The sequence below is a fragment of the Streptomyces spongiicola genome (assembly GCF_003122365.1).
In the GTDB taxonomy this organism is placed as follows: domain Bacteria; phylum Actinomycetota; class Actinomycetes; order Streptomycetales; family Streptomycetaceae; genus Streptomyces; species Streptomyces spongiicola.
In genome coordinates, this window is record NZ_CP029254.1 from 2,743,942 (window position 1) to 2,770,559 (window position 26,618).

24 protein-coding genes, 1 tRNA gene and 3 pseudogenes are annotated in these 26,618 nt (G+C 67.6%); 14 read left to right on the top strand and 14 right to left on the bottom strand.

The annotated features are described in order from the left end of the window. Positions 1–498 precede the first annotated feature (498 nt). The 4 genes from DDQ41_RS11860 to DDQ41_RS11870 all read right to left on the bottom strand — a co-directional run bounded on the left by DDQ41_RS11860 (position 499) and on the right by DDQ41_RS11870 (position 5,214). Positions 499–2,073: a D-glucuronyl C5-epimerase family protein gene (locus DDQ41_RS11860; RefSeq protein WP_262508431.1), complete on the bottom strand. Its 1,575-nt coding sequence runs from the start codon at positions 2,071–2,073 to the stop codon at positions 499–501. Next, positions 2,070–2,273 carry a hypothetical protein gene (locus tag DDQ41_RS32375; protein ID WP_262508432.1) on the bottom strand — a complete coding sequence of 68 codons (204 nt, stop codon included), beginning with the start codon at positions 2,271–2,273 and terminating at the stop codon, positions 2,070–2,072. Before DDQ41_RS32375 ends, DDQ41_RS11860 begins: the two co-directional genes overlap by 4 nt. Positions 2,274–2,479: 206 nt before the next feature. Further along, complete coding sequence (locus DDQ41_RS11865; RefSeq protein ID WP_109294473.1) at positions 2,480–4,618, bottom strand: FG-GAP-like repeat-containing protein; 2,139 nt, start codon at positions 4,616–4,618, stop codon at positions 2,480–2,482. 80 nt (positions 4,619–4,698) lie between these two features. Then, complete coding sequence (locus DDQ41_RS11870; RefSeq protein ID WP_174720281.1) at positions 4,699–5,214, bottom strand: hypothetical protein; 516 nt, start codon at positions 5,212–5,214, stop codon at positions 4,699–4,701. Positions 5,215–5,696: 482 nt separating this feature from the next. On the opposite strand from DDQ41_RS11870, the gene DDQ41_RS11875 reads away from it, so the two are divergent. From DDQ41_RS11875 to DDQ41_RS11890, 4 genes are all read left to right on the top strand, one after another. Further along, the gene (locus tag DDQ41_RS11875; protein ID WP_109294474.1) at positions 5,697–9,002 is read left to right on the top strand and encodes an ALF repeat-containing protein; all 3,306 of its coding nucleotides are present in this window, start codon (positions 5,697–5,699) and stop codon (positions 9,000–9,002) included. 115 nt (positions 9,003–9,117) lie between these two features. Then, positions 9,118–9,507 carry a hypothetical protein gene (locus DDQ41_RS11880; protein WP_109294475.1) on the top strand — a complete coding sequence of 130 codons (390 nt, stop codon included), beginning with the start codon at positions 9,118–9,120 and terminating at the stop codon, positions 9,505–9,507. 262 nt (positions 9,508–9,769) lie between these two features. Beyond that, positions 9,770–11,467 (top strand): IS1634 family transposase, encoded by a 1,698-nt coding sequence (locus DDQ41_RS11885; RefSeq protein WP_109297466.1) that lies wholly within the window; start codon positions 9,770–9,772, stop codon positions 11,465–11,467. Positions 11,468–11,839: 372 nt separating this feature from the next. After that, positions 11,840–12,949, top strand: coding sequence for an ISAs1 family transposase (locus DDQ41_RS11890; protein ID WP_162602647.1), 1,110 nt, complete (start codon positions 11,840–11,842; stop codon positions 12,947–12,949). A 101-nt stretch (positions 12,950–13,050) separates the two neighbouring features. Here the strand turns inward: DDQ41_RS11890 and DDQ41_RS11895 are convergent, their stop codons facing one another. Then, on the bottom strand, positions 13,051–14,577 hold the full coding sequence (locus tag DDQ41_RS11895) for an ISKra4 family transposase (protein WP_109294477.1): 1,527 nt from the start codon (positions 14,575–14,577) through the stop codon (positions 13,051–13,053). 73 nt (positions 14,578–14,650) lie between these two features. Next, positions 14,651–15,130, bottom strand: a complete 480-nt coding sequence (locus tag DDQ41_RS11900; RefSeq protein ID WP_109294478.1) for a hypothetical protein — start codon at positions 15,128–15,130, stop codon at positions 14,651–14,653. A gap of 119 nt (positions 15,131–15,249) precedes the next feature. Here DDQ41_RS11900 and DDQ41_RS11905 point away from each other — a divergent pair, with 119 nt between their 5' ends. Next, positions 15,250–16,536, top strand: coding sequence for an IS701 family transposase (locus DDQ41_RS11905; RefSeq protein WP_217364429.1), 1,287 nt, complete (start codon positions 15,250–15,252; stop codon positions 16,534–16,536). A gap of 5 nt (positions 16,537–16,541) precedes the next feature. Continuing rightward, positions 16,542–16,763, top strand: a complete 222-nt coding sequence (locus tag DDQ41_RS11910; protein ID WP_109294479.1) for a hypothetical protein — start codon at positions 16,542–16,544, stop codon at positions 16,761–16,763. Between the two features lie 115 nt (positions 16,764–16,878). Here DDQ41_RS11910 and DDQ41_RS11915 read toward each other — a convergent pair. After that, positions 16,879–17,328: pseudogene (locus DDQ41_RS11915) on the bottom strand (transposase); the annotation flags it as partial. A 79-nt stretch (positions 17,329–17,407) separates the two neighbouring features. Here DDQ41_RS11915 and DDQ41_RS11920 point away from each other — a divergent pair. The 3 genes and pseudogenes from DDQ41_RS11920 to DDQ41_RS11930 all read left to right on the top strand — a co-directional run. Next, positions 17,408–17,614 (top strand): annotated as a pseudogene (locus DDQ41_RS11920) (colicin E3/pyocin S6 family cytotoxin); the annotation flags it as partial. Next, complete coding sequence (locus DDQ41_RS11925; RefSeq protein WP_109294480.1) at positions 17,611–17,844, top strand: DUF7683 domain-containing protein; 234 nt, start codon at positions 17,611–17,613, stop codon at positions 17,842–17,844. The pseudogene DDQ41_RS11920 and the gene DDQ41_RS11925, both read left to right, overlap by 4 nt. A 121-nt stretch (positions 17,845–17,965) precedes the next feature. Further along, a complete protein-coding gene (locus tag DDQ41_RS11930) occupies positions 17,966–19,354 on the top strand; it encodes an IS1380 family transposase (protein WP_109294481.1) in 1,389 nt (462 codons plus the stop codon). Between the two features lie 271 nt (positions 19,355–19,625). Here the strand turns inward: DDQ41_RS11930 and DDQ41_RS33215 are convergent, their stop codons facing one another. The 4 genes and pseudogenes from DDQ41_RS33215 to DDQ41_RS31865 all read right to left on the bottom strand — a co-directional run bounded on the left by DDQ41_RS33215 (position 19,626) and on the right by DDQ41_RS31865 (position 22,564). After that, positions 19,626–19,955 carry a DUF7683 domain-containing protein gene (locus DDQ41_RS33215; RefSeq protein WP_449451396.1) on the bottom strand — a complete coding sequence of 110 codons (330 nt, stop codon included), beginning with the start codon at positions 19,953–19,955 and terminating at the stop codon, positions 19,626–19,628. A gap of 104 nt (positions 19,956–20,059) precedes the next feature. Next, positions 20,060–20,308: pseudogene (locus tag DDQ41_RS31990) on the bottom strand (group II intron maturase-specific domain-containing protein); the annotation flags it as partial. A 57-nt stretch (positions 20,309–20,365) separates the two neighbouring features. Beyond that, positions 20,366–21,709: a group II intron reverse transcriptase/maturase gene (ltrA, locus tag DDQ41_RS11935; RefSeq protein ID WP_262508433.1), complete on the bottom strand. Its 1,344-nt coding sequence runs from the start codon at positions 21,707–21,709 to the stop codon at positions 20,366–20,368. Between the two features lie 306 nt (positions 21,710–22,015). Next, positions 22,016–22,564 carry a transposase family protein gene (locus DDQ41_RS31865; RefSeq protein ID WP_174720355.1) on the bottom strand — a complete coding sequence of 183 codons (549 nt, stop codon included), beginning with the start codon at positions 22,562–22,564 and terminating at the stop codon, positions 22,016–22,018. 210 nt (positions 22,565–22,774) lie between these two features. Here DDQ41_RS31865 and DDQ41_RS11945 point away from each other — a divergent pair, with 210 nt between their 5' ends. The 5 genes from DDQ41_RS11945 to DDQ41_RS11960 all read left to right on the top strand — a co-directional run bounded on the left by DDQ41_RS11945 (position 22,775) and on the right by DDQ41_RS11960 (position 24,793). Continuing rightward, positions 22,775–23,032 (top strand): helix-turn-helix domain-containing protein, encoded by a 258-nt coding sequence (locus DDQ41_RS11945; protein ID WP_109294482.1) that lies wholly within the window; start codon positions 22,775–22,777, stop codon positions 23,030–23,032. Continuing rightward, entirely contained in the window at positions 23,033–23,176 is a 144-nt protein-coding gene (locus DDQ41_RS31225) for a hypothetical protein (protein ID WP_162602648.1), read from the top strand. 4 nt (positions 23,177–23,180) lie between these two features. Next, positions 23,181–23,417, top strand: coding sequence for a transposase (locus DDQ41_RS11950; RefSeq protein WP_109294483.1), 237 nt, complete (start codon positions 23,181–23,183; stop codon positions 23,415–23,417). Positions 23,418–23,569: 152 nt separating this feature from the next. Next, a complete protein-coding gene (locus DDQ41_RS11955; RefSeq protein WP_109294484.1) occupies positions 23,570–24,331 on the top strand; it encodes a hypothetical protein in 762 nt (253 codons plus the stop codon). 162 nt (positions 24,332–24,493) lie between these two features. Continuing rightward, positions 24,494–24,793, top strand: a complete 300-nt coding sequence (locus DDQ41_RS11960; protein ID WP_262508434.1) for a DUF4265 domain-containing protein — start codon at positions 24,494–24,496, stop codon at positions 24,791–24,793. 40 nt (positions 24,794–24,833) lie between these two features. On the opposite strand, the gene DDQ41_RS11965 is transcribed toward DDQ41_RS11960, so the two are convergent. From DDQ41_RS11965 to DDQ41_RS11975, 3 genes are all read right to left on the bottom strand, one after another. Then, a complete protein-coding gene (locus DDQ41_RS11965; RefSeq protein ID WP_109294485.1) occupies positions 24,834–25,256 on the bottom strand; it encodes a hypothetical protein in 423 nt (140 codons plus the stop codon). Further along, on the bottom strand, positions 25,253–26,083 hold the full coding sequence (locus DDQ41_RS11970) for an IS5 family transposase (protein WP_109294486.1): 831 nt from the start codon (positions 26,081–26,083) through the stop codon (positions 25,253–25,255). The genes DDQ41_RS11965 and DDQ41_RS11970 overlap by 4 nt, the downstream gene beginning before the upstream one ends. A gap of 340 nt (positions 26,084–26,423) precedes the next feature. Further along, positions 26,424–26,497: transfer RNA gene (locus tag DDQ41_RS11975), tRNA-Ala, on the bottom strand. Positions 26,498–26,618 lie beyond the last annotated feature (121 nt).

Genomic DNA, 26,618 nt, shown 5'->3' on the forward strand with positions numbered 1-26,618 from the left:
CTCGCCGGCACTGCTCTACTCAGCGACTTGTTCGCACTTCCTGATCGGCGGCCGAGTCGTCATGGGGGTGCCGGGCGGTGAAGCGGAGGAAGCCACGAGGCGGCAGCCGACTGACAGGCACACCCAGCACCCCTGGGCGACCCAACCCTACGAATGGCTCGATCAACCCGATCAAAACGGTGGAGCCGACTGATCCGAGCGGATACCGGCTCACCACGGCCCACGACGGCCCGGCGCGGCGCAAGCGCTGCGCCGGTCCCGCTCGGTCCCGAGTCGCGGCTGCGCATGCTCCGCGAACGCCCACCGTGTTGCTGCCTCCCGTCGGGTTGAACCATCCCCCGTGCCCAGGGGACAACAGGGGTGCTCATGCTTCGCTGCGCAGGCTGTCGGCCGACCCTGACGAGCGGGGTGGAACCTGGAGAGCCGCGAAGAGGGCCGGAGCGGCGGTGGCCCGAGGGAGCCGGCCCTCCACGGACGGGGCTGCGCACGGTAGGCGTCTCAAGGCTGCACAGGAGTCCCGCCGTTGATGGTGACACCGGTCGCCGCGGCCCAGTAGCCGGTGAGGGCGCCGGCGGTGATCTGGTACATGGGTCGCCCGTTGACGATGGCGCGGCGGTCGGTGGGCGCGTTGGAGGGATTGGTGAAGGAGACGGTGCGGATGGACGCGTCGTCGCCGTCCTCGGTGAAGCGGTACACGTCGACCTCCCGGTTGCCGCCGGGGAAGGTGATGGTGCGGTGGGGGAGGTAGGTGGTGGTCAGGTACTGGCCGCGGAGGAAGGCGGTCGGCCAGGTCTCGCCGACCCACCAGCCGGTGTAGGCACCGGCGCTGATGCGGTAGTAGATGCCGCGGTCCTGGATGCGGCGGCGCATGTCGGCGGGGGCCTGTGTCGCCCGGGTGAAGGTGACCTTCTTCGTCTCCAGTTGGGCGTCACGCTTGCTCGCGTCCCACCCGCCGTCGGCCTTGGTGTCCAGCCGGTACAGGGTGTGGGTACCGGCGGCGAAGGCGACGGTCGAGCCGTCGTCCAGGTAGGGGGAGGGGAAGTCGTCGGTGAGGACGTCGGTGTGGTAGGCGAAGTCGGGACTGCCGGTCTGCCAGTGCAGTTGGCGGAAGAGGTTGATGTGGTGCTGGTGGTAGCTGGGGGTCGGTATCCGGTGGGTCTGGCAGTAGTAGGAGTGCCAGCGGACGTTCCGTAGGAGCGGAAAGTAGCGCGCCATGGTGGTGGCCCCGCCGTCGTACAGTGCCAGGGCAAGCTCGTGGCCGGTGGCCGCGTAGTAGTCCCACAGTCCGAACAAGGCGAAGATCATGCCGTTGTACGTGTAGTCCCCGAACGCGGGCTGCGCGCCGGGGTACTCCTGGATCCACAGGTATCCGGTCGCGTTCTTGTGGACCACCCACGGCGTGCCGTCGTCTCCGCGCAGCAGGGAGGCGAAGGCGGCGTCGGCGGCCTGCCGGTACAGGCTCCGCTCTACGTCGGTGACGGCCTCGAGTTGGGAGAGCTGGATGAACAGGCTGATCGCCTCGCCCTGGGCCATGCCCGAGTACCAGGGTGCTTTGTAGCTGACGCCGGAGTGTGTCGAGTGGGTGTAGTCGAACGGGTAGGGGAAGTACCACGCGCCGCGCGCCTCGACCCGGCGGTCGATCAGCCGCTTGGCCTGTGCCTTGGCACGGGTGAGGAAGAGTGCCCTGCGGGTGGCGTCGGTCTCGGTGCGGTAGCTGGTGATGCAGCCGAGTGCGAACTGGATCTGCGTCACCGGCTGGTCGTAGCCCGGCATGCCCGCGCCCTCGCGTACCTGGATGACCCCCTCGGCGTCGAGGAACAGCTTGTCCGTGTGGGGAGTGATGTTCTCCCATCGCGTGGGCCGATCCCGCCAGGGCCTCAGATACTCGGGGAGGTCGGTAACCGGCCGGTATCCGTACTGGTTGAACGAGAAGGGGAGCGTGGTGGGGACGTCGCCGGGCGCCACGCGTGACGAGGGCGCGCCCTGCGCGTAGGGGATACGCCTGCCCGGCCGTGAGATGCGTCCGCCGCCGGTCTGGTCGGGCAGGGGCGGCAGCGGGGCGTCACCGTTCACACCACGCGGCACGCTGAGCGCCAGGGACCGCGGCTGCCGCGGAGCGGATCGGGCTGGGCCACCGGCGTGGCGACCGCGCCCGTTGCCGTTGCAGTCCCCGTGAACGTACCGCCGGCGGTGACGGCGATACCGGCCACGGTCCCTTTGGCGGCCAGTCGTATGAGGCCGCGGCGGTCGATGGCCGGGCGGGACTTGGACATGACGATGCTTCCCTCGTCTTCTCTCGGGTGCGGTGGCCGGCGATCCGGATCCGCCTGGCAGGGGTGGCGGTGATGCACACAAGGTGCAGGCCGCCCACTTCAGTTGGTCAGTTGATGGAGGTTAAGAGTGGCCGGTTGCAGGAGCGCGGCCCCGGGGGCCTGGTCGTTGTGTGTGACCAGGCCCCCGCGGTTCGATGTAGGGGTGGCTAGTTGCCGGTGTGGTAGGTGTTGACGAGCTTGGTGGAGGTGTAGACCCAGGCGCCGGGGTTGGATGCCCAGCCGGCCTGGCCGCCGTTGAAGAGGGCGTCGGGCCGGGCGGTCCAGGTCCACATCTTGACGGCGTTGTCGCTCTGGTGGTTCATGATGGCGAGGTCGTCGCGGCCGTCGCCGTTGTAGTCGCCGGTCGCCAGTTGCAGGCGTTTGACGTCGAAACCGCCGGAGCTGTTGAGGGTGAGCTTGGCGGAGCCGAACCTGTTCTGGCCGTCGACTTTCTCGAACAGCATGGTGCTGGTCTTGTCGCTGCCGTCGGCGTAGTCGTACCAGATCAGGGTGTCGTCGTGGCCGTCGCCGTTGAAGTCACCGGCCTGCGGGACGGCCTGGTCCCACTTGAGCGTGGTCTCCCACCACGGCGTGGGACTGGCGAAGGTGCCGCCCGGCTGGGTGGTGAAGACGTAGGTCTTCATCCCGTTGCCGCCCTGGTCGTAGTACACGCCCAGCTCCTCGCGGCCGTCGCCGTTGAAGTCGCCGGTGACGAACTTCGTAGCGGTGCGCAGCCAGGTGCCCTTGGGGGCGGACCAGGAGGCGACGGGGGTGTTGAAGGTGCCGTTGGTCTTGGTGGTGAAGGTGTGCAGCTTGGTGGTGCCGTCGGCTCCGGCGTACCAGACGGCCATGTCGTCACGGCCGTCGCCGTTGAAGTCGCCGGCCTGCGGGGTCATGTAGCTGTAGTGGAAGGGGCCGCCCGCGGGGGAGCTCCAGGCCTGGACGGGGGTGGCGAAGCCGCCGTCGGTCTTGCCGAGGGCGACGAAGGCCTTCACGCTGGCGTCGCTGTAGCCGCGCAGCATGGCCATGTCGCTGCGGCCGTCGCCGTTGAAGTCGCCGGAGACGAACTTCATGTACCTGGCGTCCCATTCGCCCACGGGGGCGGCGTAGGACTTGAACGGTGCGCTGAGCGCGCCGTTGTCGCCCTGGCCGAAGAAGGTGTACGTGGCGTCCGAGCCGGCGGTGAAGTCGTACCAGGCGCCGATGTCACTGCGTCCGTCGCCGTTGATGTCGTTGCGGACGACGGTGTTGCTGGACCACAGCGACTGGTTCTGGGTGTTGTAGACGACCAGGTTGCCGCGGTCGGTCAGGACCGCCTGGCCGCCGGCGGCGGTCGTCTTGGACTCCCACAGGGTCGCGGTGTCGGCCGCGTTGCGCACGACCAGGTTGCCGCTCGCGTCAAGGCGGGCGGTAGCGCCCGGATTGCCGCCCGTGCCCGTGGACCACAGGACTTTACCGGCCCTGGAGGCGATGACCAGGTCGCCGTCCGCCTGCATCGTCAGACGGTTGGTGGCGGAGGTGAGCATGTCGCCAGCCTGCAGGCTCTGGCCTGCATTCAGGCGGGAGCCGAGTGTGATGCTGGTACGAGTAGCGATCGCGTCGGTACGGGTCTCGGCCGCGTCCTGGCCGAAGCAGCCGCCCTGCCACGAACGGCTGCTGACGGCGACGAGCTCGGGCGTACCGTTGTTGTCCCGCAGAAGTGGACCGCCGGTGTCGCCCTTGCAGATAGCGTCGCTGGCGGTCTTGCCGACGATGTTCACGTCGGTCTCGGTGACCGAATTGATCGTGAATGAACCCGTGTGCAGCTTGGTGGGAGCCCACTCGGTCTTGGTGCGGCCGTAACCGGCGACCGTCAGGGTGTCGCCAACCGCAGGTGAGGCAACCGCCATTGCGACCGGGGTGATACCGGTGGCAGGGGTTGCGAGGCGTGCCATGACCAGATCACGGCCCGCGCGGGGCACGAGGTCGACAATCTCGGCGACGTGGCCGCCAGTGCCAGTAAGATCGGCGCGGCCGATCGTGGCCACCGTCTTCTCAACAGGCCTGCCGGGCGCGAGCTCCGTGAGTCCGCCAGTGAAGCAGGAGGCAGCGGTCAGCACCCACTGGGCATCGACAAGGACGCCGGAGCAGCCGCGCATGTTGCCCTCGCCGTCGCCTATCTCCAACCGCGCAGTGAACGCATAGGCGTCGCCCACGGCAGGAGTGCCGGTGACGGCATGGGCAGGTGTGGCGCTCAACGCGAGGGGCCCGGAGAGCAGGGCCGCCGCGGCCAGCGCGGAGAGACGGAAAGGGCTGGCGTGATGCATGACCTTGGTTCCTTGTTATAGGTCTGCCGTCAGTCACCACCGAGCGGCAGCGTAGCGAACAACTGTTTCTAAGCAGCCGTCTACTTGGAGGACCTGATTTCTACGAGCATGTGCTCGCGACCCTCGGGATCTGCAGCCTCGCCGACCTGGGTCCAGGCGTTCTTGTTGACGTCGAAGGACTTCTCCTCGCCCTCGACGGTCATGTTGACCTCGGTGGTGTAGTCATTGCCCCTGATTCCATGGACGGAGGGGATCTCCAGGGTCAGCCAGCCGGAGTTGCCCGTGAAACGGAAGCAGATCGGTTTGCTCTGACTACGGGCCAGCACCTGAAGCAGACCGGCCTCGCTGCCGCACTCGGCGAGGACGATGTGGCCGTCACCACGCTTGAGGGTGATCCCCTGCTCGGAAAGGATCTTGTCGGCCTGCGGGTAGTTGAAGTCCTCGATGGCATAGCCCGGGGCCTCGTCGGCAACAGCCTCGACGGCGGCGGTCTCTCCGCCAGCGGGATAGGGGGCGCCCACCATCGCGAGCCATGCCAAGGTGCCTGCGGCCATGGCGGCGCCCAGAGTGCGCGCAATCGCGCTACGTACCTTCATCACTAAGTCCTACTCATAGATTCCGTTTCGGGAGCGCGACGACATCGGCCTTCCGGCGGTTTTTGAGTCGGCAGTTTGCACGGGATGCGCGTGTGCGTTAGCTGTCCGCCCGAAAAGTGCCAGAGCCCCCGAGGATCCCCGAATCCCGACGAGATCAAAGCCCCAAGAGAAGGGGGCTGCAATTAACCGCAGATCCGGGAAATGCGCCAACTCTTGACTGACACATGAGATCACACTCCCCTTCACCGCCCAGCCGGCTAGCGTCCAAAACCGTACATTCTGCCCCTACTTGGAGAGTGACATCCATCACCTTTCGGTATGGTTGTGCGGACCTTGATCAAGATTCCGCATACGGAAGGTGAAGGAGATATAACGGCTACCCGGCAGTGTTCACCTCCGTGGACTATGCGATGCTGCACGAGCAAATAGGGTCGCGGAGATCCGTCGCGCAGGCCCTCTGAATTTTCTGCGGAGTCCCTTCAATGACGAAAAAAAGCAGCCGCCTGCGATGGCGGCATGGCAGGCATATATCGGCCCTTGCGCTGGCCCTTTCCGCTGCCGTGGTCGGCACCGCCTGGGGCGAGTCCGCGGCCGCTGCCGAGATCGGTCTGCCTGACGACGCCCGCACCCAGATCCTTGAGGCCTGGCAGTTCGGCGGCCGCGCGGTCCGCCAAGAGGCCGAGACCGCGCTTGTCGGAACCGATGATGACCTCAAAGCCTTCCTCGACACTGGTTTCGCCCGGGCTCGCTCCGAGGACGAGCGCGCCGCCGTCCTCGATCTGCTCAACTATGCTGGCCCCGGCGTGCGGGCCGAGGCCCAGGACGCGCTCTCCGGCACGGACGCGGAGTTGCACGCCTTCGTCACCGAGGGGTACAAGGGCCCTCTGGCCGACGATCGCAGGGTCGCAGTACTCACCATCCTGGGCACGGGCGGCAAGGCGGTGGTACGCGAGGCGAACAAGGCTCTCGACGACGGCTCCGACGGGGCTCTGGACACCTTCCTGCAGTCGGGCCAGTACATGGCGCGTCAGGAGGACGAGCGTGTCGAGGTGCTCTCCATGCTCACCGGCGCCGGTCCGAATCTGACCGAGGCCATCAACCGAGCGATGGATGGCACTGCGGCCGACGTGACCATGTTCCTGGAGAAGGGGCAGCATCTGGCGCGGGCCCGTGACCAGGAGAAGCTGACGATCGATCAGCTCGTGATGCAGGCCGGGGCCGCGGGTGACCGAGCTCATCAGGCCACGGTCGCCGCGCAGGAGGCCTCCGACCGGGCGGAGGCAGCCTCTGTCGCGGCCAAGAAGGCCGCTCAGAAGGCGGCCGAGGAATCCGCCGCCGCCCAGGCTGACTCTGTCAAGGCCTCGCGCGCCGCCGGACGCGCTGCCGACGCTGCCAAGGGCGCCGCCGATGCCGCTCGAACCGCTGTGACCGCCTCGCGGACAGCGGTCTCCGCCGCTCGTACCGCTGCCAGCGCCGCGCAGGCCGCGGCGGCGGCCGCGGCCGCCGCCTCGTCAGCATCGGTACGCGCCTGGAACGCGGCATCTGCAGCGTCGAAGGACGCGTCGAAGGCAGGCGCCGCAAGCCAGGCGGCCAAGGCAGCCAAGGCAACGGCTGCCAAGGCCCGCAAGGCCGCCGACGCGGCCAAGGCCGCCGCCACCGCGAGTAGCAAGGCCCAGGAATCAAGCGCCGCGGCGGCGCGCGCCGGCCAGAACGCGGCCGCCTCGGCTGACGCAGCGGCCGACGCCGCCGAGGCCGCGGGCGTCTCGCAAGCACAGGCCCAGCGGGCCAGGGACGCGGCGGCACTGGCCCGGTCGTCCGCCAATACCGCCACGGCCGCGGCCAACCGGGCCGCCGCACTGGCGCAGAAGGCGGCCACCGCCGCCAACCAGGCCCACGACGCCGCGAACAGCGCGGCCGACCACGCGGAGGCCGCTGCCAAGGCCGCCGAGGAAGCCGCCGCACACGCCGGTCAGGCGGTCGACTGGGCCAACAAGGCCACCGCCAACGCCAATGACGCAATCGCCGCCGCCACGGACGCGGGCAACGCGGTCAAGCAAGCGCAGAACGTCGCCCAGCTCGCCCGTGACGCCGAGGCCGCACAACTCGCCGAAGAACGCGACCTGGCCATCGAGGTCGCCAAGCAGCTCAAGGTCGAGGAAGACCAGTACCAGGCGGCCAGTCGGAAGACCCAGGCCCAGGAGGAGGCAGCCAGTCAGGAGACTAAGGACCTGCTAGCCCAGGCAGCGGCCGACAGCGACACGGCCAAGGCCGCTGAACTTGGCCGCAGGGCCGCGGTTAACCTGATGGCCGACAGCTCTGTATGGACCCGCCAGGCCGCGCAGGAGGCGCTGACTGGCGACGACCGCGACGTCGTCGACTGGGTCAAGACCGGCTACACCAACGCGGCCGGGCTCGATGACCGCGAGAAGGTCCTCACCCTGGCCAAGCTCAACAAGGTGGTTCTGTCGGAGGCGGCGCAGAAGGCGCTGGAGAGCACCGACCCCAGCGCCGTCAGCACCTTCCTGCTCAAGGGCGCCAGGGACGTGCAGGCGGACGACTACCGCGTCGCCGTGCTCAAGGCACTGAACGGAGCGGGCAAGGCCGTCACCGCCGCCGCCAACAAAGCACTCGACGACGGGAGCGTCGAGGCCCTGCACCAGTTCCTGCTCCACGAGCACTCGCAGGCGCAGACCGAGGACGACCGGGTAGCGACCCTGGCCGCACTAAACGGCTCCGGCCCCAACATGGAAGCCGCCGCGCAGGCCGCCCTCGACGGTCCCGAATGGATGCTGCAACAGTTCATCGACTACGCCCAGTATCAGGCGCAGGAGGCGGACAACGACACCGCCACCCACGTGGCATCGATCAACGCCCAGATCGCCTCGGCAGCACGCATCACCGCCACCGCCTACAAGGACGCCGCCGAGGCCGCCCAGGCCGCAGCCGACGCCCGCCATGCAGCCGACGAGGCCGTTCAGTGGGCCGACAAGGCTCAGGACTCGGCGGCAGACGCACAGAACTACGCCAACCAGGCCGCAGCCTCCGCCAAAGACGCCGACAAGTTCGCCCAGGCCGCCCAGACCTCGGCTACAACCGCAGCGCAGGCTGCCTCGACCGCCCGCACCGCCAGCCGCCAAGCCAATTACTCCGCCAACCAGGCGATCAGCTCGGCCCACTCCGCGGTGGCCGCGGCCAGCAGCGCACAAACGGCCGCCGACAAGGCGTACGCCGACGCGATCGCCGCAGGCAAGTCCGCGACCGAGGCCAAGACCGCAGCAGGCGAGGCCAAGAAAATCTCCGAGACGAAGCGGAAGGAGGAGCTTGCAGCGGAGGCAGCCAAGGCAGCCGAGCGGGCCCGGCAGAACCAGACCAACGGCGTCGACCCGGCCAACACCGCAGATAACGACAAGATCAATGTGGGTGATGTCCGGAAACTGAGCCAAGAGCAGCAGGACGCTGCGTCGGCGGCTACCTCCCTGGCCGAGATCAGCGCCATCCTCGGCGGGGCCGCAGTCGTCGCGGCTTTCGTGCCTGGCGGCCAGCTTCTCGCGGGTGCTCTGGGAGGCGCCTCGCTCGTATTCGCGGCAGCCAGCACCATGTACAACGCCAAGGCCTACGGCTGGGGCAGTGACCAAGTGGTTGTCGGCGTCGCCGGCATGGCTCTCAGCATCGGACTTGGTGGGCTAGGAAGCCTCGCGGCCTCGCAAGCGACCCAGAACTTTGGCAAGGCAGCGGTCTCAGGAATCAACAACGCGGCCTCGGCGGTTGTGGGCTGGTTCACAGCGTGAGCTTCACGGCCACGGGCGGGCGGCGAGGATACTCCCCTGCCGCCCGCCCGTGGCACAGTTTAGGATGAGAAAACCCTCGAGCCAATGACCACGAGGGATAGAAGAAAGGGTTGTGATGCCGGAGAAGTCCTCTCCGTTGTGGTGGTTGTTCGCAGCGATTAGCATAGGCGTCTACCTCGCCGCGATGTTTCCAGGAATGATAAACTCGCGCCAGAAGATTTGGGTGTCATGCGGCCCGGTGGCGGGCTTCCTGGCAATCATGGCCTTCAGCGCCAACTACGATTGGTCCCTGAACGAGATGCTCCCCGCCTACTGCGGGATGCTCTTGGGCTTCGCCCTAGGCGTCGTGGGCCAATGGAAGGCAATGCGCGAGTTCATGGCGTGGCGCGAGGCGAACCCGGGAAAGCCTGATGACGAGGGTCCAGGTGTCCCGTGGATGCTGCAGATTGCGTTCACCTTGCCGATTTTCCTCGGCGGCGCGATCTGGTACATGAACAACTACTGACGTTCCCTCAACCTCGATCCACCGCGTGAATTCTGATCACGGGGGTCGGGCTCGTTCCGGGTGTTTCTTCGGGATGCGGGCAGTGGTGGTCGCCGGGTGGCCGTCCGCCTGAGTTCCGCAGTTCGTAGGCACATACGGGTCTGTCGATCAGTGTCTGCGCAGGTCACGGTGTTTCGGTGCATGCGCGTCGCGTGAATCGCGTGGGCACACGCCTAGTCCATGAGGTATTGATCTTCTTGCTGTGATCGTTGATGCTGTGGGCATGTACTTGCGGACCACCCAGCGGAAGAACAAGAACGGCACGACGGTTCGCTATGTTCAGCTCGCGCACAACCGGCGGGTGGGCGGCACTACGCAGGCCGAGGTGGTGCACAATTTCGGCCGCGAGGACCAGCTCGACACCGACGGCCTGCGCCGTCTGGTCGCCTCGATCAACCGCTACCTGGGCGAGGACGGCGCTGACGCGGCCGCTCCGGCGGCCGGCGGCGGCCTGCAGGTGACCGGCTCGCGCCCGCTCGGGGCGGTCTGGCTTCTGCAGGGCCTGTGGCGGCAGTTGGAGATCGACGCCGCCCTGAAGAAGATCCTCGGCGCGCGCCGGTTCCGCACCGACGTCGAGCGCGTGCTGTTCGCACTGGCCGCCAACCGTGCCATCGCCCCGGCCTCCAAGCTGTCGGCGGCCGAGTGGGCCGGCCGCGACGCGGTGATACCCGGCCTGGAGGCCATGGACGAGAACCAGGCATACCGGGCCATGGACCTGCTGGTGGAGGCCGACGCCCAGGCTGAAGTGCAGGAAGCGGTGTTCTTCGCGGTCGCCAACCTCCTCAACCTCGAAGTCGACCTGCTGTTCTTCGACACCACCAATACCTACTTCGAACGCGACGAACCCGACGAGGGCGAGACCCCGTTCCGCGCCTACGGCAAGAGCAAGGACCACCGCGACGACCTGCCGCAGATCACCATCGGACTGGCTGTCACCAAAGAGGGCGTCCCGGTCCGGTGTTGGTGCTGGCCCGGCGGCACCAGCGACCAGGCGATCCTGCCGCAGGTCAAGGACGACATGCGCGACTGGAAGCTGGGCCGCGTGATCACCGTGGTCGACCGCGGCTTCTCCTCCGCGGACAATCTCGCCTACCTCACCCGCGCCGGCGGCCACTACATCGCCGGGATGCGCATGCGTGACGGAGGCGACCTGGCCGAGGCCGCGCTCGCCCGGCAGGGCCGCTACCAGAGCGTCCGCGACAACCTGCGCGTCAAGGAAGTCAAGCTCGACCAGGCCCCGGGCCGGCGCTTCGTCATCTGCCACAACCCTGCCCAGGAGGAACGCGACCGTCGCCATCGCGAGGAGGCCATCAAGCGGATCGAGGCCGAACTGGAGCGGATCCGGTCCCAGCGTGAACGTGACGCCAAGCGCGCGACCACAGCCAAGGCGCGGGAGCGGGCGGAGGCCGCCCACGTGCGCGCCGAGTGCGCGCTGATCGAACACCCCACCCTGAAGCGGTGGTTGAGAACGTCGAAGAACGGACGGCTGGCCATCGACCGCGCCAAGGTCAAGGCCGAGGAGCGTCTCGACGGCAAGTACCTGCTGACCAGCTCCGATCCGCACCTGAGTGCCGAGGAGATCGCGGTCGGCTACAAGGCTCTCCTGGAAGCCGAGCGCGGATTTCGTGATCTGAAAACGGTGCTGGAACTACGACCGGTCTTTCACCGTCTCGAACACCGCATCCGCGCCCACGTGCTGCTGTGCTGGCTCGCACTGCTGCTGATCCGCGTCGCCGAACGCCGCACCGGACAGACCTGGAACCGGATCAGCACCGAACTCGGCCGCGTGCACGAGGTCACCCTCACCGGCGACGCCGGACAGATCACCCAGACCACCCCGCTCACCAGCCAGCAGGCCGCCCTCTACCGCGCCTGCGGCATCAAACCGCCGCCACGGATCACCGCCGCAGACCCGGCCTGACCAGCCATAACGTGCCCACGTGGGCACACGCCCGCACGGGCGCCATCCCGACGTTTCCGCAGCTCAATCCCTGTTTTCGACTCATCCGCATGCCTACCAACTGCGGAACTCAGGGTCCGGTGCGGGGTCTCCAAGGTTCTTCCGGGGCGTGGGCGGGCAGGGCGGTTGCGCGGGCCAGGTGACCATGCGCTGTCCGGTGGCAGGGCTGTTGCAAGGTTAGTTGATCTTGTGTTCGTGCCGGTCAGCGGGCCGTGTCCGAGACGGAGGAAGCTCCGTTGTGATCGATGACGTCTCAAGTCCTCGATGAGCAACGGAGCTTCGGTGCTTCCTGAGTCTGCCATGTCCTGCCGGTGTCCGGGGTGCGCTGGGGGCGTGTCTCCCGATGCCGGGGTGTTCGCGCTGGTCAACAACCTGCGTGACCCGCGTGATCCGCGCGGGTGTCAGTACCCGCTCGGTGCGGTGCTGCTTGTCGCGCTGTGTGCGCCGGCCTGCCGTTTCGACTCCTTCCGGGCGATGGGGCAGTGGGCGGCGGCGCCCGGTGCCACGCTGGAACGGCTGGGGCTGCGCCGCCGCGGCGCCTTCGGCCTGGTGAAGACACCGAGCTCGGACACGATCCGCCGCGTGGTCAACGCGGTCATGCCGGGCGGGCTGGAGGGACTGCTGCGGGCCTTCCAGGACAAGGCGCGGGTGGTGGCCGTGGACGGCAAGTGCCTGCGGGGCTCGCGGGACGCGGCCGGGCAGGCAGTGATGGTGCTGGGGGCGATGCTGCAGGACGGCACGCTGATCGCACAGCAGAAGGTGGCGGACAAGGGCAGCGAGATCACCGGCTTCGCCGCGCTGCTGGCCGCGCTGGAGCTGGAGGACGCGGTAGTGGTCGCGGACGCGCTGCATACCCAGCGCGAGCACGCCAGGGTCCTGGTGGAGGAGTTCGGCGCGCACTACGCCTTCCCCGTCAAGCGCAACCAGCCCGAGCTGTGGAAGGCGTGCCGGAAGGTTCCCTGGCAGGGCGTGCGGGCCGCCTTCCGCTCCACCGTACGTGCGCACGGCCGCATCGATACGCGGGTGGTGGAGGTGGTGAGCTTCGACGGCCTGGACTTCCCCTACGTGCGTCAGGTCGCCCGCATCACCCGGTACCGCACCGTGCAGGCGACCGGGAAGCGCAGCCGGGAGACGGTGTACGTGATCACCGACCTGCCCTCCGGCCAGGCCGACCCGCAGCGCATCGGGGAGATCGTGCAGGCCGAGTGGGGCATCGAGAACAAGATCCATTATGTGCAGGATGCGACCTTCGGCGAGGATGCCTCCCGTATTCGTACCGGCCACGGACCGCAGAACATGGCCACGTTGAGGTCGGTCGCCATGAACTTCGCGCGCACGATGGGCAGTTCGATCGCAGACGCGCGTCGACAGCTCGCCCTCGCGCCACACACCGCTCCACTTGACCTCTTCGGTATCCCCTGTGACCTGCACATTCGTGCCTGAAATCCGACCTTGCAACAGCCCTGTACTACAGCCTCAGATCTTGTGACTGCTGATCGGTGATGGGGTGCGTTGCTTCTTGAGTGATGGGTGGGCGGCTGCGGTCATGCCGCGAGGGCGAGTTGTCCCTGGTAGCGGACGGCGTGGGTGTGCAGGTGGTCGAGTTCGGTGAAGTAGCTCCAGTACCGGTCGAAGTCGCCGTTGTCGATGACGGCGCGTAGAAGGAGGACCGCCTCGGCGCCGGTCAGGCTCCATCTCGCCCCGGTCGTGTCCAGGCGGTCCTTGACGAGGAAGCGGCAGCTTCCCTCGATCACCCCGGTCGCGATGGGCCAGCCCATGGCGAGGGCGAGGTGGTAGCGCAGGTAGGGCTCTTTGGCCTGCAGGTAGGCGGCGGTGCGGGCGACGGCGGGTAGTTGCTTCGCGTCATCGGGGCGGGTGCGCAGGTGCTGGCGCAGTGCGGCCACGACGCGGGGGCTGTGCCCGTCCAGCACGGTGCGGGCGGCGTCGGCGACCCAGGCCGCGCGCGCTGCGTGGCCTGGGTGAAGGTCCTCGGCGGCCCGCCACAGATATTCGATCACATGCACGATGTCCACGATCGTGTCGACATGGACACCGCGGGTGGCCGCTTCCCTTGCGATGCACTCGAGTTGGTGGTTGGCGCCGTCGACCAGGACGATCCAGCGGCGCCGGTGGTCGGGGTCTCGCTGTTCGGCGTGGTCGAACATCGCGGTGACCATGGCCGCGGTGGAACGCTGAAGGGAGCCTTCCAGGTGCCGGCCCCGTGCGCGCGGGCCGTGGGTGCGGGCGGCGCGTTCGGCCGCGGTGGCCGGCAGGACATCCGCACCGGTGCGTGGGACCGGGTCGGCATCGTAGACGGCGAAGACGGTCGCCATCCGGCGGCGACCGGTGTGCTCGCGACTGGACAGCTGGGCCGAGGGCGGCTGCGGGCCGTCAGCTGCCCGTGCGGCGCGGACCGCCTCCCGCAGATCGGACGGGATCATGTTCACGCCGGTCGCGTCGCAGCTGAGCACCAGCAGCCGGTCCCCCTCACTGCCGACGGCTGGGGCGGGGGCGGGCAGGTCCTGCTGGTAGAAGGCGGGGATGTGGGCGGCAACCCGACACGCGATCTCCATCAACTGCCGGGTGCCCAGCCGCCCACCGGTGGTGCGCTCAAGGTGAGCGCCCGCCCGGCGCAGGGGTGTCTCGGCGACCTCGAGGGCGACGGCGCGCTGCAGCGGGTAGGAGTAGACCTGCCGGGGCAGGGCCAGGGCGGCGTCGCCGGGGTGCAGGTTAGCCGCACCGGGGGCGCGGTAGGCGATCCGGGCCGCCTCCACCCGGCCCAGCGTGGTGGCCAGCAGCCGGCGGTGGCCCAGTTCGGCCCGAGGGCGCACCACCGCGTCGCTGCCGGTGACCGTCCGAACGCGTACCTCGGCGGCGGCGCGGGCATCCAGCTGGTCCTGCAGCATCTGCCGCAGCACTTCCCGGCCCGCGGCGGTGATGTAGTCCTCCAGCCCTTCGGCGGTGGCCGAGGCCATGGCCGGGTGGGACAGATGGGCGAGCATCTCCTCCATCCGGGTGCGAGTGGCGGTGAACGGGTCGGGGGCCTGGGGCGCGGACGTGTAAGGTGCCACCGGGTCTTCTTCCTTGCGCGGTCTGGCTGTTCACCCGACCAACAAGAAGGAGGCCCGTTCCCGTATCGGCAGGTCACCCACGCGCCGCAGCACCTCCACGCGCCAGGGTGAACAGGCCGCCCGGGGTCTGTACCACCCGCCCGGCGGCAGCGGCCCTCTTCAACTGGTGGCGCACCCGCTCTACTTCACGAGGCACCGCCTCCAGCCCCAGCCCCTCCACCACCTGCCGACACCGCACCGGACCAGCGTACGCGGCCAGCACCCCCAGCATCCGCCCGGTGAACTCGCCAGTCCCCTCGGCAGCTTGACCACCGACGGTGCCCGACACCTCCGCTCGCGGGGCCGGGATCCGGCCCCGCCCCGACCCGGCCTCGCCGTGCGCCGCCGGGAGCTCGCCCACCACCTGGCACGCCGTCGCCACCCGGGCCAGCTCCTGCTCGCACACCACCAGCAGCCCGGCAATCCGCTCGGCCTCGCCGCGCAACCGCTCCACCTCCCGACGACAGGCTGCCTCCCGCTCCCGCAGCAGCGCGAGTACCTCGTCGCAGCCCATCCGACCCCGCCTCTCCCACGCCAGCTGATCAACAGCTACCGCAACGAGGACACCGGCCCTCCAGACACGCACTCGTCACTCAAGAGGAAACGCACCCTCGGTGATGTCGTTGTCTGGTCATGCTGGTCGATGTGGCGCCGGAGCACGTGGAGGGGTGGGCGGAGGAACTGGCCTCGCTCACCGCGGGGTTGGGGCATTTGTTCGCGCGGCCGGAGCCGCGGGAGGTGTTCGCCGACCTGGTCGAGGGCCTGCTGTCGGACCTGGGCCGCAAGAACGGCTGGACGATGGCGGTGCGGGCCGGGCACGCCACCCCGCACCGGATCCAGAAGTTCCTCGGTGAGGCGTCCTGGGACGCGGACGCGCTGCTGGCCGAGGTCCAGGGCTACATCGCCGCCCATCTCGGGGATGCGGGAGCCACGCTGGTACTGGACGACACCCAGGTGATCAAGAAGGGGACGCAGTCGGTCGGGGTGGCCCACCAGCACTGCGGGGTGACCGGGGACGTGCGCAACTGCCAGGTGATGGTGATGCTGACCTACGCAGCCAGGGCCGGGCACACCTTCTACGACCGGCGCCTGTACCTGCCCGCCGTCTGGGCCCAGGACACGTCGCGCCGCCGGAACGCAGGGGTGCCCGAGGAGATCGCCTTCGCCACCAAGCCCGAGCCGGGCGTCGAGATGCTGCGCGGCGCCATCGACGGCGGCCTGCCCTTTGCCTGGGTGTCCGCCGACGCCGACTACGGCAAGGACCCCGCCCTGCGCGCCTTCCTGCACGAAAATGCCCTGCCCTACGTGCTGGGGGTCCCGGTCACGCTGCCGGTGGCCGGCCCGCCCGGAAAGCCGTACCAGCCCGCCGTCCAGAAGACCGGTGACCTGCTGCACTACGCAATCGCCCGCGACCGGTGGGAGCGCCGCAGCCAGGGTGAGGGCTTCAAGGGCCAGCGGTACTACGACTGGACCTGGTTCGAGGTGACCCTGCCCGGCCAGCAGCCCGCCGACGGCTTCGCCCACCACCTGCTCATCCGCCGCTCCACCGACAAGAAGCAACTCGCAGGCGGGCGCGTGGACTTCGAGTACGCCTACTTCCTCGTGCACCACCGCCGCGACGCCGCCCTGCCGGAGGCGGTCTGCCGGACCGGAGTGCGCTGGAAGGTCGAGGAGAACAACGAGCAGGCGAAACAGACCACCGGGCTGGGCCAGTACCAGGTCCGCCGCTGGAACTCCTGGCACCGCCACGTCACCTGCGCAATGCTCGCCCTGGCCTTCCTGACCGTCCAACGCGCCCAGCACCCCGACCCCGGGCAGACACCCGCGCCCGGGGACCACACAGCCTCCGGCAACGCCCCCGAACAGGGCGATGATCAGGGAAAAGGCAGACGGACGGAGGAGATGACCGCCTACCGCTGATCCGCTTGACCGTTCCGGCACTCGCCGGCGTGCTCGCCGCCACCGCCCTCGTCGCCCACCACGAGCCCGCCTACCACCTGCAGCAGCACCACTGGCGAACCCTCCACCAGACCCGGGCCACCGTCAGCCACTACACCCGGCGCGGCGACCCGCTGCCCGCCCGCCTCCGCCCCTGGCGAGCACCACCCGACCACGCCCGATCACATCACGAAGATCTGAGGCTGTAGTACCTGTGTCCGGTGGCGGTCACAGGTCGGTGAAGTCGTCGGCCCAACGCCAGAGGTGGGGCAGGCGGCGGGCGCGGTTCTGTCAAACGAGAGTTGCAACTCGGGTTGTTGAAGGTTACTGACGGGCTGCGGAGAGGCGGCCGTCGAAGGTGATGTCGAAGGCGTTCAGGGCTGTCTTCCAGCGCATGGTCCAGCTGGCCTGCCCCTTGCCGGTGGGGTCCAGCGACATGATCGCCATGTAGACGCACTTCAAGGCCGCGATCTCGTTCGGGAAGTGGCCGCGGGCCTTGACTGCTCGCCGGATCCTGGCGTTCACCGACTCGATGGCGTTCGTGGTGCAGACGATGCGGCGGATCTCGGTGTCGAACCGAAGGAACGGCGTGAACTCCTCCCACGCGTTCTCCCAGAGCCGCACGATCGCCGGATACTTCTTGCCCCACGCGTCGGCGAACTCCGCGAACCGCTCGAGCATGGTTTCCTCGGTCGCCGCGGTGTAGACGGGCTTGAGAAGCTTGGCGATCTTGTCCCAGTCCTGGCGGGCGGCATAGCAGAAGGAGTTTCGCAGCTATGCACCCCAACCGGTCACGGCTCGACCAACCGCCCACCCCCGGAACTCGCCCGAGCCCTGCCCCTTCCCTGGGGCAAAGCCTGCCAAGAAGAAGACCCCGGTACAGGGCGGTGGAGGGCTGCATGCCCGCTGGAAGGATGCCAAGGGCCGTATCTACGAGCACGGCCGACAGCACGACAGGATCGAGATGTACGACAAGAACGGCAAGCGCATCGGGGAGTTCGACTATCGGACCGGAGAGCAGACCAAACCCCGCGACCCGACGCGAAAGGTGGAGAAGTGATCTACAGGATCGCCCAGTACCACAGGGACGAAGATTTCACCGATGACCGGTGGGACGTGACCTACCTCGGCGAGCGAACCCTGGCAGGGGTCTTCCACATCACGCACCCCGACCATCTCGGTGACACCTACCGGGTGACGGAGGAGCAGGCCGCCAAGCTCGCACCGCTCACCGGACTCACATTCGACCTCGAAACCTACGAGTACTACCTGGAGCCCACCGCCGACTGATCCTGGATCCACCGCGTGATAGTCGGTCTGTGGGCGACGAATAGAGAAGAGGTGCCTGCTGACCTGGGATGATGGGAGTTCCTACGCCCTCATCAGTCCCACGAAGCAAGGCACCTCGTAAGTGAAAGTCTCCCACAGACCCGCGGAGCTCTTCGCCGCGTTTGACGACCCGGACCTGATCGCGCACGCCGGGCTGATCCCGACGATCCGGCTGGCCGAGCGGTGCGGGTTGCCCGCCTTGGTGGCCCAGAAGGTGAGGCTCACCGGTGCGAAGAACGGTGCCGGTACGGCCGCCGACGCGAAAGCTCTGTCGATCGTGGGCGGCATGGTCGCCGGGGCGGACAGCATCGACGACCTGGACATACTGCGCCACGGCGGGCTGCCGCGCCTGTTTGGCGGGGTGCGGGCGCCGTCCACGCTGGGCAGTTTCCTGCGCGCCTTCACCTGGGGGCATGTGCGCCAACTGGATTCCGCCGCAAGGGCGTTCACCTGCCGCCTGGCCGCGCACACCGGTCTGATCCCCCGCCGGGACGAGGTGGTGTTCGTGGACATCGACTCCAAGGTCAAGCAGGTCTACGGCCCCGCCAAGCAGGGCGCCTCGTTCGGCTACACCAAGCAGCGCGGCCTGCACTTCCAGATCGTCACCGTGAAGACCTCCACCTGCGCACCCGTGATCGTGGCCACCAGGCTGCGCAAGGGCTCGGCAGGCTCCGGCAAGGGCGCGGCCAGTCTGCTGCGCGAGGCCCTGGCCACGGTCCGGGCCATGGGCATCACCGCACACATCGTCGTCCGTGCGGACTCCGCGTACTTCTCCCACAAGGTCGTCGATGTGTGCCGCAAGGCCGGTGCCGCCTTCTCCCTGGCCATCGCGGTCAAGAAGACCATCCGCGAGGCCATCATGCAGATCCCCGAGGATGCCTGGACGCCGATCAAGTACGCCAGCGCCGTCTGGGACGCCGAGGAGGAACGCTGGATCTCCGACGCCGAGATCACCGAGATCGAGTTCACCGCGTTCACCAGCAAGAGGAAGGCATTCCACACCACCGCCCGACTGATCGTGCGCCGCGTGAAACGGCTGAACCCCAAGAGCGTGCCCGCCGGCCAGGCCGAGCTGTTCGGCGTCTGGCGCCACCACGTGATCTTCACCGACAGCCCGTTCGTCCTCGCCCAGGCCGAGCCGATGCACCGCGAACACGCCGTCATCGAGCAGGTCTTCGCCGACCTGGAAGACTCCGCACTCGCCCACCTGCCCTCAGGGAAGTTCACCGCGAACGCCGCCTGGCTGACCCTGGCCGCCACCGCCTACAACCTCACCCGCGCGAACGGCCACCTCGCCTCCGCCTTCCACGCCAAGGCGAGGACCGGCACCATCCGCCGCCACCTGATCAACATCCCCGCCCGGATCGCCACCGGAGCCCGCCGCATCACCCTCCACCTGCCCCAACGCTGGCGCTGGGCCGACGACTTCACCGACCTGTGGACAGCCACCGGCCAGCGCATGCTCACCTGAACCACACGCTCAACCTGACCGCCAACGACCTGGAAGAACCTCGGAGATCCCGCACCGGACGGCCACCCGGCCCATCGTGCTGCCCACACCCCGAAAGATCATTCCGAACCCGCCCGATACCGAAGATCAGAAGTCACGCGGTGGATCCAGGCTGATCGCAGAGATCCACGGCTACCAGACTCGCGGCCCGGCGCCGTCGCCTACGACGCGCCGGGCCGCATCGCGCTGGTGCACGATCACTCGCCAACGACCGAGAACGCGTCAGCATCAGTCAGGTCCCAACGCAAGTGACCTCGAGTATCAAAGAATCTCGAAAGAGTCGCTCAGCAATGGGAGTAGTCTCCGCCGCATAGCTACCAGTCTGATAGTCCAAGGTCGGATCGGGGGGTCCGCAGTGCAGGATCTCATCCAATGCGGGCCAAGCGGACAAAGGTACGTCATAGCCGTAAAGCATCCAAGGGTCACCCTCATCGGGAATGATGACCTTGCGTAGTCGGATGATCTGATCGCGACTGATGGGGCGCCGCGTACGCAATAGCTCGTCTTCTTTGTCGTATCCGTCCAAATACCAGACGACATCTCGTGGTTCTTCTATGGTCATTGGTAGTTGAAGGCGGTGCCCTTACGGGTCCGTTTCCTTCGTCCCCTTTCAATCCGTGCGTGCGGTATCCCTCACACGGCTTACCGATGATCTTCTTGACAGGGTTACGCAGTCTTCGGATAGCGGATGGTACCGCGCAGCCGATACAGGCCGTGTCCGTTGAACCACTCTTCAGTCCATTCCTGCCACTGTCCGCCGCGTAGGTTGCGTCCACGTTTCTTGACCATCAGCCTGTGAAGTCGCCATACGACATAGAGGTCAGCAGCCCTGAACTTGCTGGCGGCGTTCCCGGTTCGGAAGTAGTTGCCCCAGCCGCGCAGGATCAGATTCAAATCCGCGATCACGTCGCGGACATCCCAATCCCGACCGACGGCGGTCGGTCCGTTCCCGGACCTTGTCCCGGAGTCTCTTCATCGCCGCCTTCGACGGCCAGCGGTGCAGATAGAAACGGACGGTGCCGTACTTCTCCCACGACTTGCCTGAAAGCGTGCTCTAAAGTGGCAGCCGAGGAAGTCGAGTCCTTCCCGGCCCTCTCTGAGGTCAACAATCCTGGTCTTGTCCGGGTGCAGTCGCAGCCCCAGCGGGCCGAGGATCTCCCCGACCGCGTCCAGTGCCATCCCGGCCTGGCGCTCCGTCCGGCACAGGACGACTCCGTCGTCCGCGTACCGCACCAGCTCGCCCACCCCGCGCCGCGTCAGCTCGGAGTCCAGGACGTGCAGGTAGATGTTGGCCAGCAAAGGCGAGATCACCCCGCCTTGAGGTGTCCCGGCGACCGTCCGCCGGACCTCACCGTCCACCATCACACCCGCCTGCACCCACAAACGGACCAGCTTGAGGACCCTGCGATCCGACACCCGACGCCCCACCTCGACGAGCAGCCGATCGTGATCGATCTCGTCGAAGAAGCTCCGGATATCGAACTCCACAACAAAGTGATTGATGAAGCCGACACGAAGCCGCTCCATCGCCTGCGTCGCCGACCGCTTCGGCCGGAACCCGAACGAGCACGGGGCAAAATCCGCCTCGAACACCGGCTCCAACACGATCTTCGCCGCCTGCTGGACCACCCTATCGCGCACCGCAGGAATTCCCAGCGCCCTCACACCACCTTGCGGCTCCGGAACATCCACGCGCCTGGCCGGCGCGGGATGATATGTGCCTGCACGCAGAGAAGCATGAAGCTCACCCGAAAGTCGGCCAACTCCGTATTCCTTCTCCACGAATGCCAAGGTGACCCGATCCACCCCGGCACTTCTACCATTGACCCGGACCCGATCCCATCCCTCCCATAGCACATCACCCCTGTGGATACGGTCATACAGGGCATGGAACCGCCGCTCCGGCGACTGCTTGGCCGCAGTCCATAGTCCGCGTTGCAGTTTTCGCACTTTCGCCACGGACGCACGCCCGTCGACTACGGCGGAAGACGCCCCGCCGGGGTGGTTGGACCGGGCGGTCCCGGTCACGCCCTCGCGCTTACCTCCACTACCGACGTGATCAAAGTGGGGGTCCTTCCCTCCCAGCGCGTTATGTTGCACGCCGATCCGCGGTACTACGGCCCTCTCGGACTCCCGCTGCCCTCCGGACGACTTCACCGTCGGCTTATACGTCCGGTCTCTTGCCCGATGCCAGGCGTGGTCAGACGGGTCTCTCCTGTTCCGGCCCAGACTGTGCACACGTGCCGCCCTCCATACCCCGGGAGAACCCCGAGGGCTGACCCCGGAACAGGGCCCTCGGGACGTGGCCTTCGCCATGCCATGACGGGCTCGGCTTCTCCGCTGTAGTTGTGAAGAGGCTGCAAGGTTCGCTTCACCCTACGGCCCGCGTGCTTGCCCCCCCAAAGGGGCTCTTGACATCCCGCTCAGCCCGCCGGATCTCTCCGACGAACCGGGACCTGCTACAGGGCACTCCGGTGCCTACCCGGACGGGACTTCCACCCGCGAGCCTGGACCAGCTTTCCGGACGCAACATGGATACAGCGTAGGCCTTCATCCCGTGTGCTGACCGAGGCCACGTGAGGCCACCGCGACGCGGCAACACGGGCTTGCCGCATCTGGTGGTCATTCGCCAGACTTCACAGCCGACGCCGCACGGAGGGTCGGTAGGCGTTCGTCACACCGCTGTCGCCACGCCGCGCACTGAGCTGCCGCCAACTTGAAGTCGCAGGTCAAAGGGCTGGTGTGGCCGGTTCTCGGGGTGCTCGTGCTGATCGTGGGCGGGAGTCTGCGGAGAAGAATATCCGTCAGCGGTTGATTTCGAGGTTCGCCAGGACGAGCAGCGCGCAGGAGTCGGGTGGCTCGGGCCGGGTCGATGCGGAGTTTGGTGAGGGTCCGCCAGTTCTTGAGGTGGTCGAAGCCGTGCTCGACCGGTGCGCCTCCGACGGCGAGGACGCGGTTGGCTTCCTTCTGGCCCGGGATGAGCTTGTGGGTTCGGGTGGCGGTGTAGCCGGTGACGATCACGGGGTCGAGGATGTCGTTCTCTAGGCCGCGGCAGCCGAGGTCGGGCAGCGCTCCGAGGCCGGATGCACGCAGGTGGGCCGGGATGTGGTCGTGGCGGGCGGCGGTGTTGTCGTGGATGCGGCCGGGCCGGGCGGCAGATATCCAGATCAGGCGGCTCTTTCGTCGGTCAGGGCGAGGAAGTGCAGGCCAGGCTGCGGTGCTTACCGGAGTAGTTCCGCCGGCCGGCCTTTCCGGTGCGGCGCCGGGTGCGGATGAGAGTGCCGTCGATCAGGACCACCTCCCCGCCCTGCTTGGCGGCCTTCTTCGCGTCGCTGGTGGTGCCGGGAGGCCGGCCGCCCGCGCCGGTCCTTCACCGAGCAGATCCCGCAGTTACCGGCCGGTGCACGGATCACCACGCGGCTGCGTGGTGCTGCCGGGCGGCGAATACGCGGCCCGGCCTCCACCGTCATCCACGCCGCCCGGGATCTTCGTCTGTCCTGGCCGACCGTGATGGACGCCTTCCGCGCCGTCCCACACGAGGCCACCGGGGCTTCGCTGCCCGAGGTGAAGGTGCAGGACATCGACGAGACCCGGCGAGAGCGGCCGCGCTTGGAACAGAACCCCGCCACGGGCAAGTGAATGCTGACGCACCATCGATGGCATACGGGGTTCGTCGACGCGCTCGGCACCGGCGGCCTGCTCGGCCAGGTCGAGAGCCGCACCATTGCCGATGTGCTCGCCTGGCTCGCCGCCACCCCGCTGAACCTGGAGAAAGAGAACTGAGTACATGGCCATCGACATCTCGGCCACCAATCGCTCCGCCGTCCGCACCGGTCTCCCGCACACCGCCGTCGTGGTCGACCACTTCCATGTCGTCCAGTTCGCCAACAAGATGCTGTCCACGGTCCGGCGCCGCACCACCGCCGCTAAGCGCAGCCGACGCGGACGCGCCGGCTCCCGATCGGACAAGCCCCGGAAACGCCGAGATCCCGTCCGATCAATCAGATCGGACGGGATCTCGTGAACTCTTCCTGAGCCAACTCAAGAACAGTCGTGTTGTTGTGGGGTGTTCACGAGTGCGTCTGACCAGCCGGGCAACCACGCCCTACAAGATCCCTTCCCGGCGACGGCGTGATCGTTTCCCGGCGCATCCCCAGAACGGGTACGGTCCACCGCATGGTGGGCGACTTCGATGCAGCTGAGGCCATGCACGACCGCATATCGGACCGGTCGGAGGCATGGGACTTCATCCGGGCCTTCGCGGCTGGGTGGTACTCGCCCCTGACCGATGGCGACGGCGTCGGCCAGGAAGAGCTCAAGCAGATCGAAGGCCGGCTGGGTCTGTCCGTCCCTACCGCTCTGCGTGAGGCATACCTGCTCTTCGGTCAGCGTCCGGAGTTGTTCGAGCACCAGGATCCGATGCTGCCTCCCTCGGGCCTTTTCGTTCACGAGGACCTCGGGGGTGTGCTGTGCTTCCGAAGCGAGAACCAGGGATGCGCCTTCTGGGGCGTGCGCCTGTGCGATCTGGGAGAGGCTGACCCGCCTGTCGTTGTCCAGTCGCGTGAGGGATGGCGGCCGTTCATGGACAAGGTCTCGCTGGCGTGCGTAGAGCTGGTCCTCTCCGAGAGCCTGCTCAGCGACGGACCTCTCTACAACGCCTGTGAGTTGCCAGCCGAGGTCGTGAGCCAGATTCCGCAACTCTTCCAGCGGATTCCCCTCCCGGACTATCCGATGTGGACGGGTGATGACGAGTCCCCGGTCCGCTGGTTCTCTGCTCCTGGACTTCTTCTGCGGCAGGACGGGCTGGCGGCCGACAGCTGGCTACACGTCCGGGGGAAGACCCTGGCCCACCTCTCGGCAGCCTGCGTCGCCGTCCCAGGACGGTGGGCCCAGTGGCAGGGGACTGAACCGAGCACGGTCGACGAGCTGCCCTTTTAGGTCCGCCTGCGAACTCGGCCAAGGTACGCATGCATGAGTCGGCAGGACTCCTGGGCCGGAGTCGAGCCCTCGCCGCAGCCGGAGATCGCCTTGGATGCGTGGTCACGCAGGGACGCCCTCACCGGTGGGTGGGTGGGGCCAGGCGGTGTGGATGATGGTGCGGTGACGAGCATCAGCGACGACCATGTGAAGGTCCACTTCCGCCTGGAGGTAGACGAGGACGGGTGGCCGCCGGCGAGCGTGGAGAGTCTGTGGGCGGTGGATCTCGGCGACGGAACCGTGCGGTTGGACAACACTCCCTGGTTCGTACGCGGAGTTGCCAGCGACGACGTCATCCGGGTGGCGGTCGACGATGAAGGCGTCCACTGGGCCGGAGAGACAGTGCTGGCTTCGGAGAACTGCACCATCCGGCTGATCGTCATGAGAGTGCGGAACGTGAGTAGTTGTCCGTTTCGCGGTTGAGCTTGGGTGAGGGCTGCTGGTCATCGGGGTGCGGTGTGGTTCAGGTGCCGGGCTGGGTGAACAGGCCGGGTTCCGGTTCGGTGAGGATGCCCCTGGCGACCAGGCGCTTCAGCTTGGAGCGGATGCCCTCGGTGTTCTTCGGGACGATCGGCAGGTCGAGCGCCTGGCACAGGTCGCGGGCCCGCATCGGCTGCCCGGTGGCGGTGAACGCGGCGAGAATCTGCTGGTAGGCGGGGTGGTCCGGCGTCTCGGGGCGGTCCGGCTCTTCGGCGGGTGCGGGGGCGGGCAGAGCCAGGAGCGTCTTGCGGGTGATGCGCAGGTTCTCGCACTCCGCGTCGAACTCGCCGAGCTGCGCGGTGAGTTCCTTGATGCGGACGCGGAGTTGCGCCGCCTGGTCGGCCAGTTCGCGCTCACGTGTCTCCACGTATTCCAGCACCGCTGTGATCTGCGGGTTCTCGCTCATGCGGTCCTCCAGGAGGGGAGGGTGGCATCGGTGAGGCGGCGGGCCATGACGGAGGTCATCGCCCAGAAGACGCGGGAGCGGGAGGAGGCAGGGCGGTGTTCGTAGTCGCGTACGAGTCGGCGGTAGAACATCAGGATCCCGTTCGTCTGCTCCACGATCCACCGCTTGGCCTGCGGAACGAAGCCCTGGTCGGCCGGGTTGCGCTCGACGATCTCGACGTCGATGCCCACGTTCTTGCCGTGGTCGACCACCTTCTTCTTGAAGCCCTGGTCGACCAGGGCCTTCTTCACGGTGTCGCACTGCCCGGCGACACCGTCCAGCAGGGCGATGCCGGCGGTGTTCTCGTGCGCGGAGGCGGGCAGGACGACGCAGTCCACGACGAGGCCCAATACGTCGACGGCCAGGCATCTCTTCCTGCCCGGCACCCTTTTCGCGGCATCCTTGCCGGTCGTCGTGGCGGGGACGCCGACGGCGGCGTGGATGCTCTGCGTGTCCAGGACCACCAGGCTCGGGTCGGCTAATCGCTTCCGCTTCTCCCGCAGCTGCCAGCGCAGCAGGTCGTGAATGTCCTGGTCGGTGCCCTCGTCGCGCCAGAGGTAGAAGTAGTACTTCACCGCTCCGGGCGGGGGCATGTCATGGGGCAGGAACTCCCACTGACAGCCGGTGCGGTTCTGGTACAGGATCGCGTTCACGATCTCCCGCATCGCGTACTTCCCCTGATGGCCGCTGACCGACGGATGCCGGGCCTTCCATGCCGTGATCACGGGTTCGACGAGCTGCCACTGCTCGTCGGTGAGATCACTCGGGTACGGCTTGCGCATGCTCATGCCATAACCCAAGCGAACCCCGAACGTCTGACCGGCAGCGATGCCCCAACGTCACACCATCGAGCGATGACAAGACCGGCGGAACGCCACATTCCGCACTCTGAGACCTCAGCACCACAAGCAGGGATCACGCACGCCCGTCGACAGTCCCAGAACGCCCCACGCACCCGGACCACCCCGAAACTTCAGGCCGACGACCGCCAGGCAACCGCTCCCGGCACCGAACCCGTTCGGACAACACCTCGAACAAGCCCCGGAAACGCCGAGATCCCGTCCGATCGAAGTGATCGGACGGGATCTCGTGAACCGCGTACGAGCTAACTCGTGAACGGCCCTGTTGTGGACCTGAGGGGATTTGAACCCCTGACCCCCTCGATGCGAACGAGGTGCGCTACCGGACTGCGCCACAGGCCCTTGCAACGGGTGAAACCTTAGCACCCCGATCGGGGTGCTTGGAAATCCGTTCCCCGCTGGTCGGGCCGGGTGGGGTTCCGAAGGTCAGGACGCCCGCCCGGCCCGGTGGTCTCACTCGTTG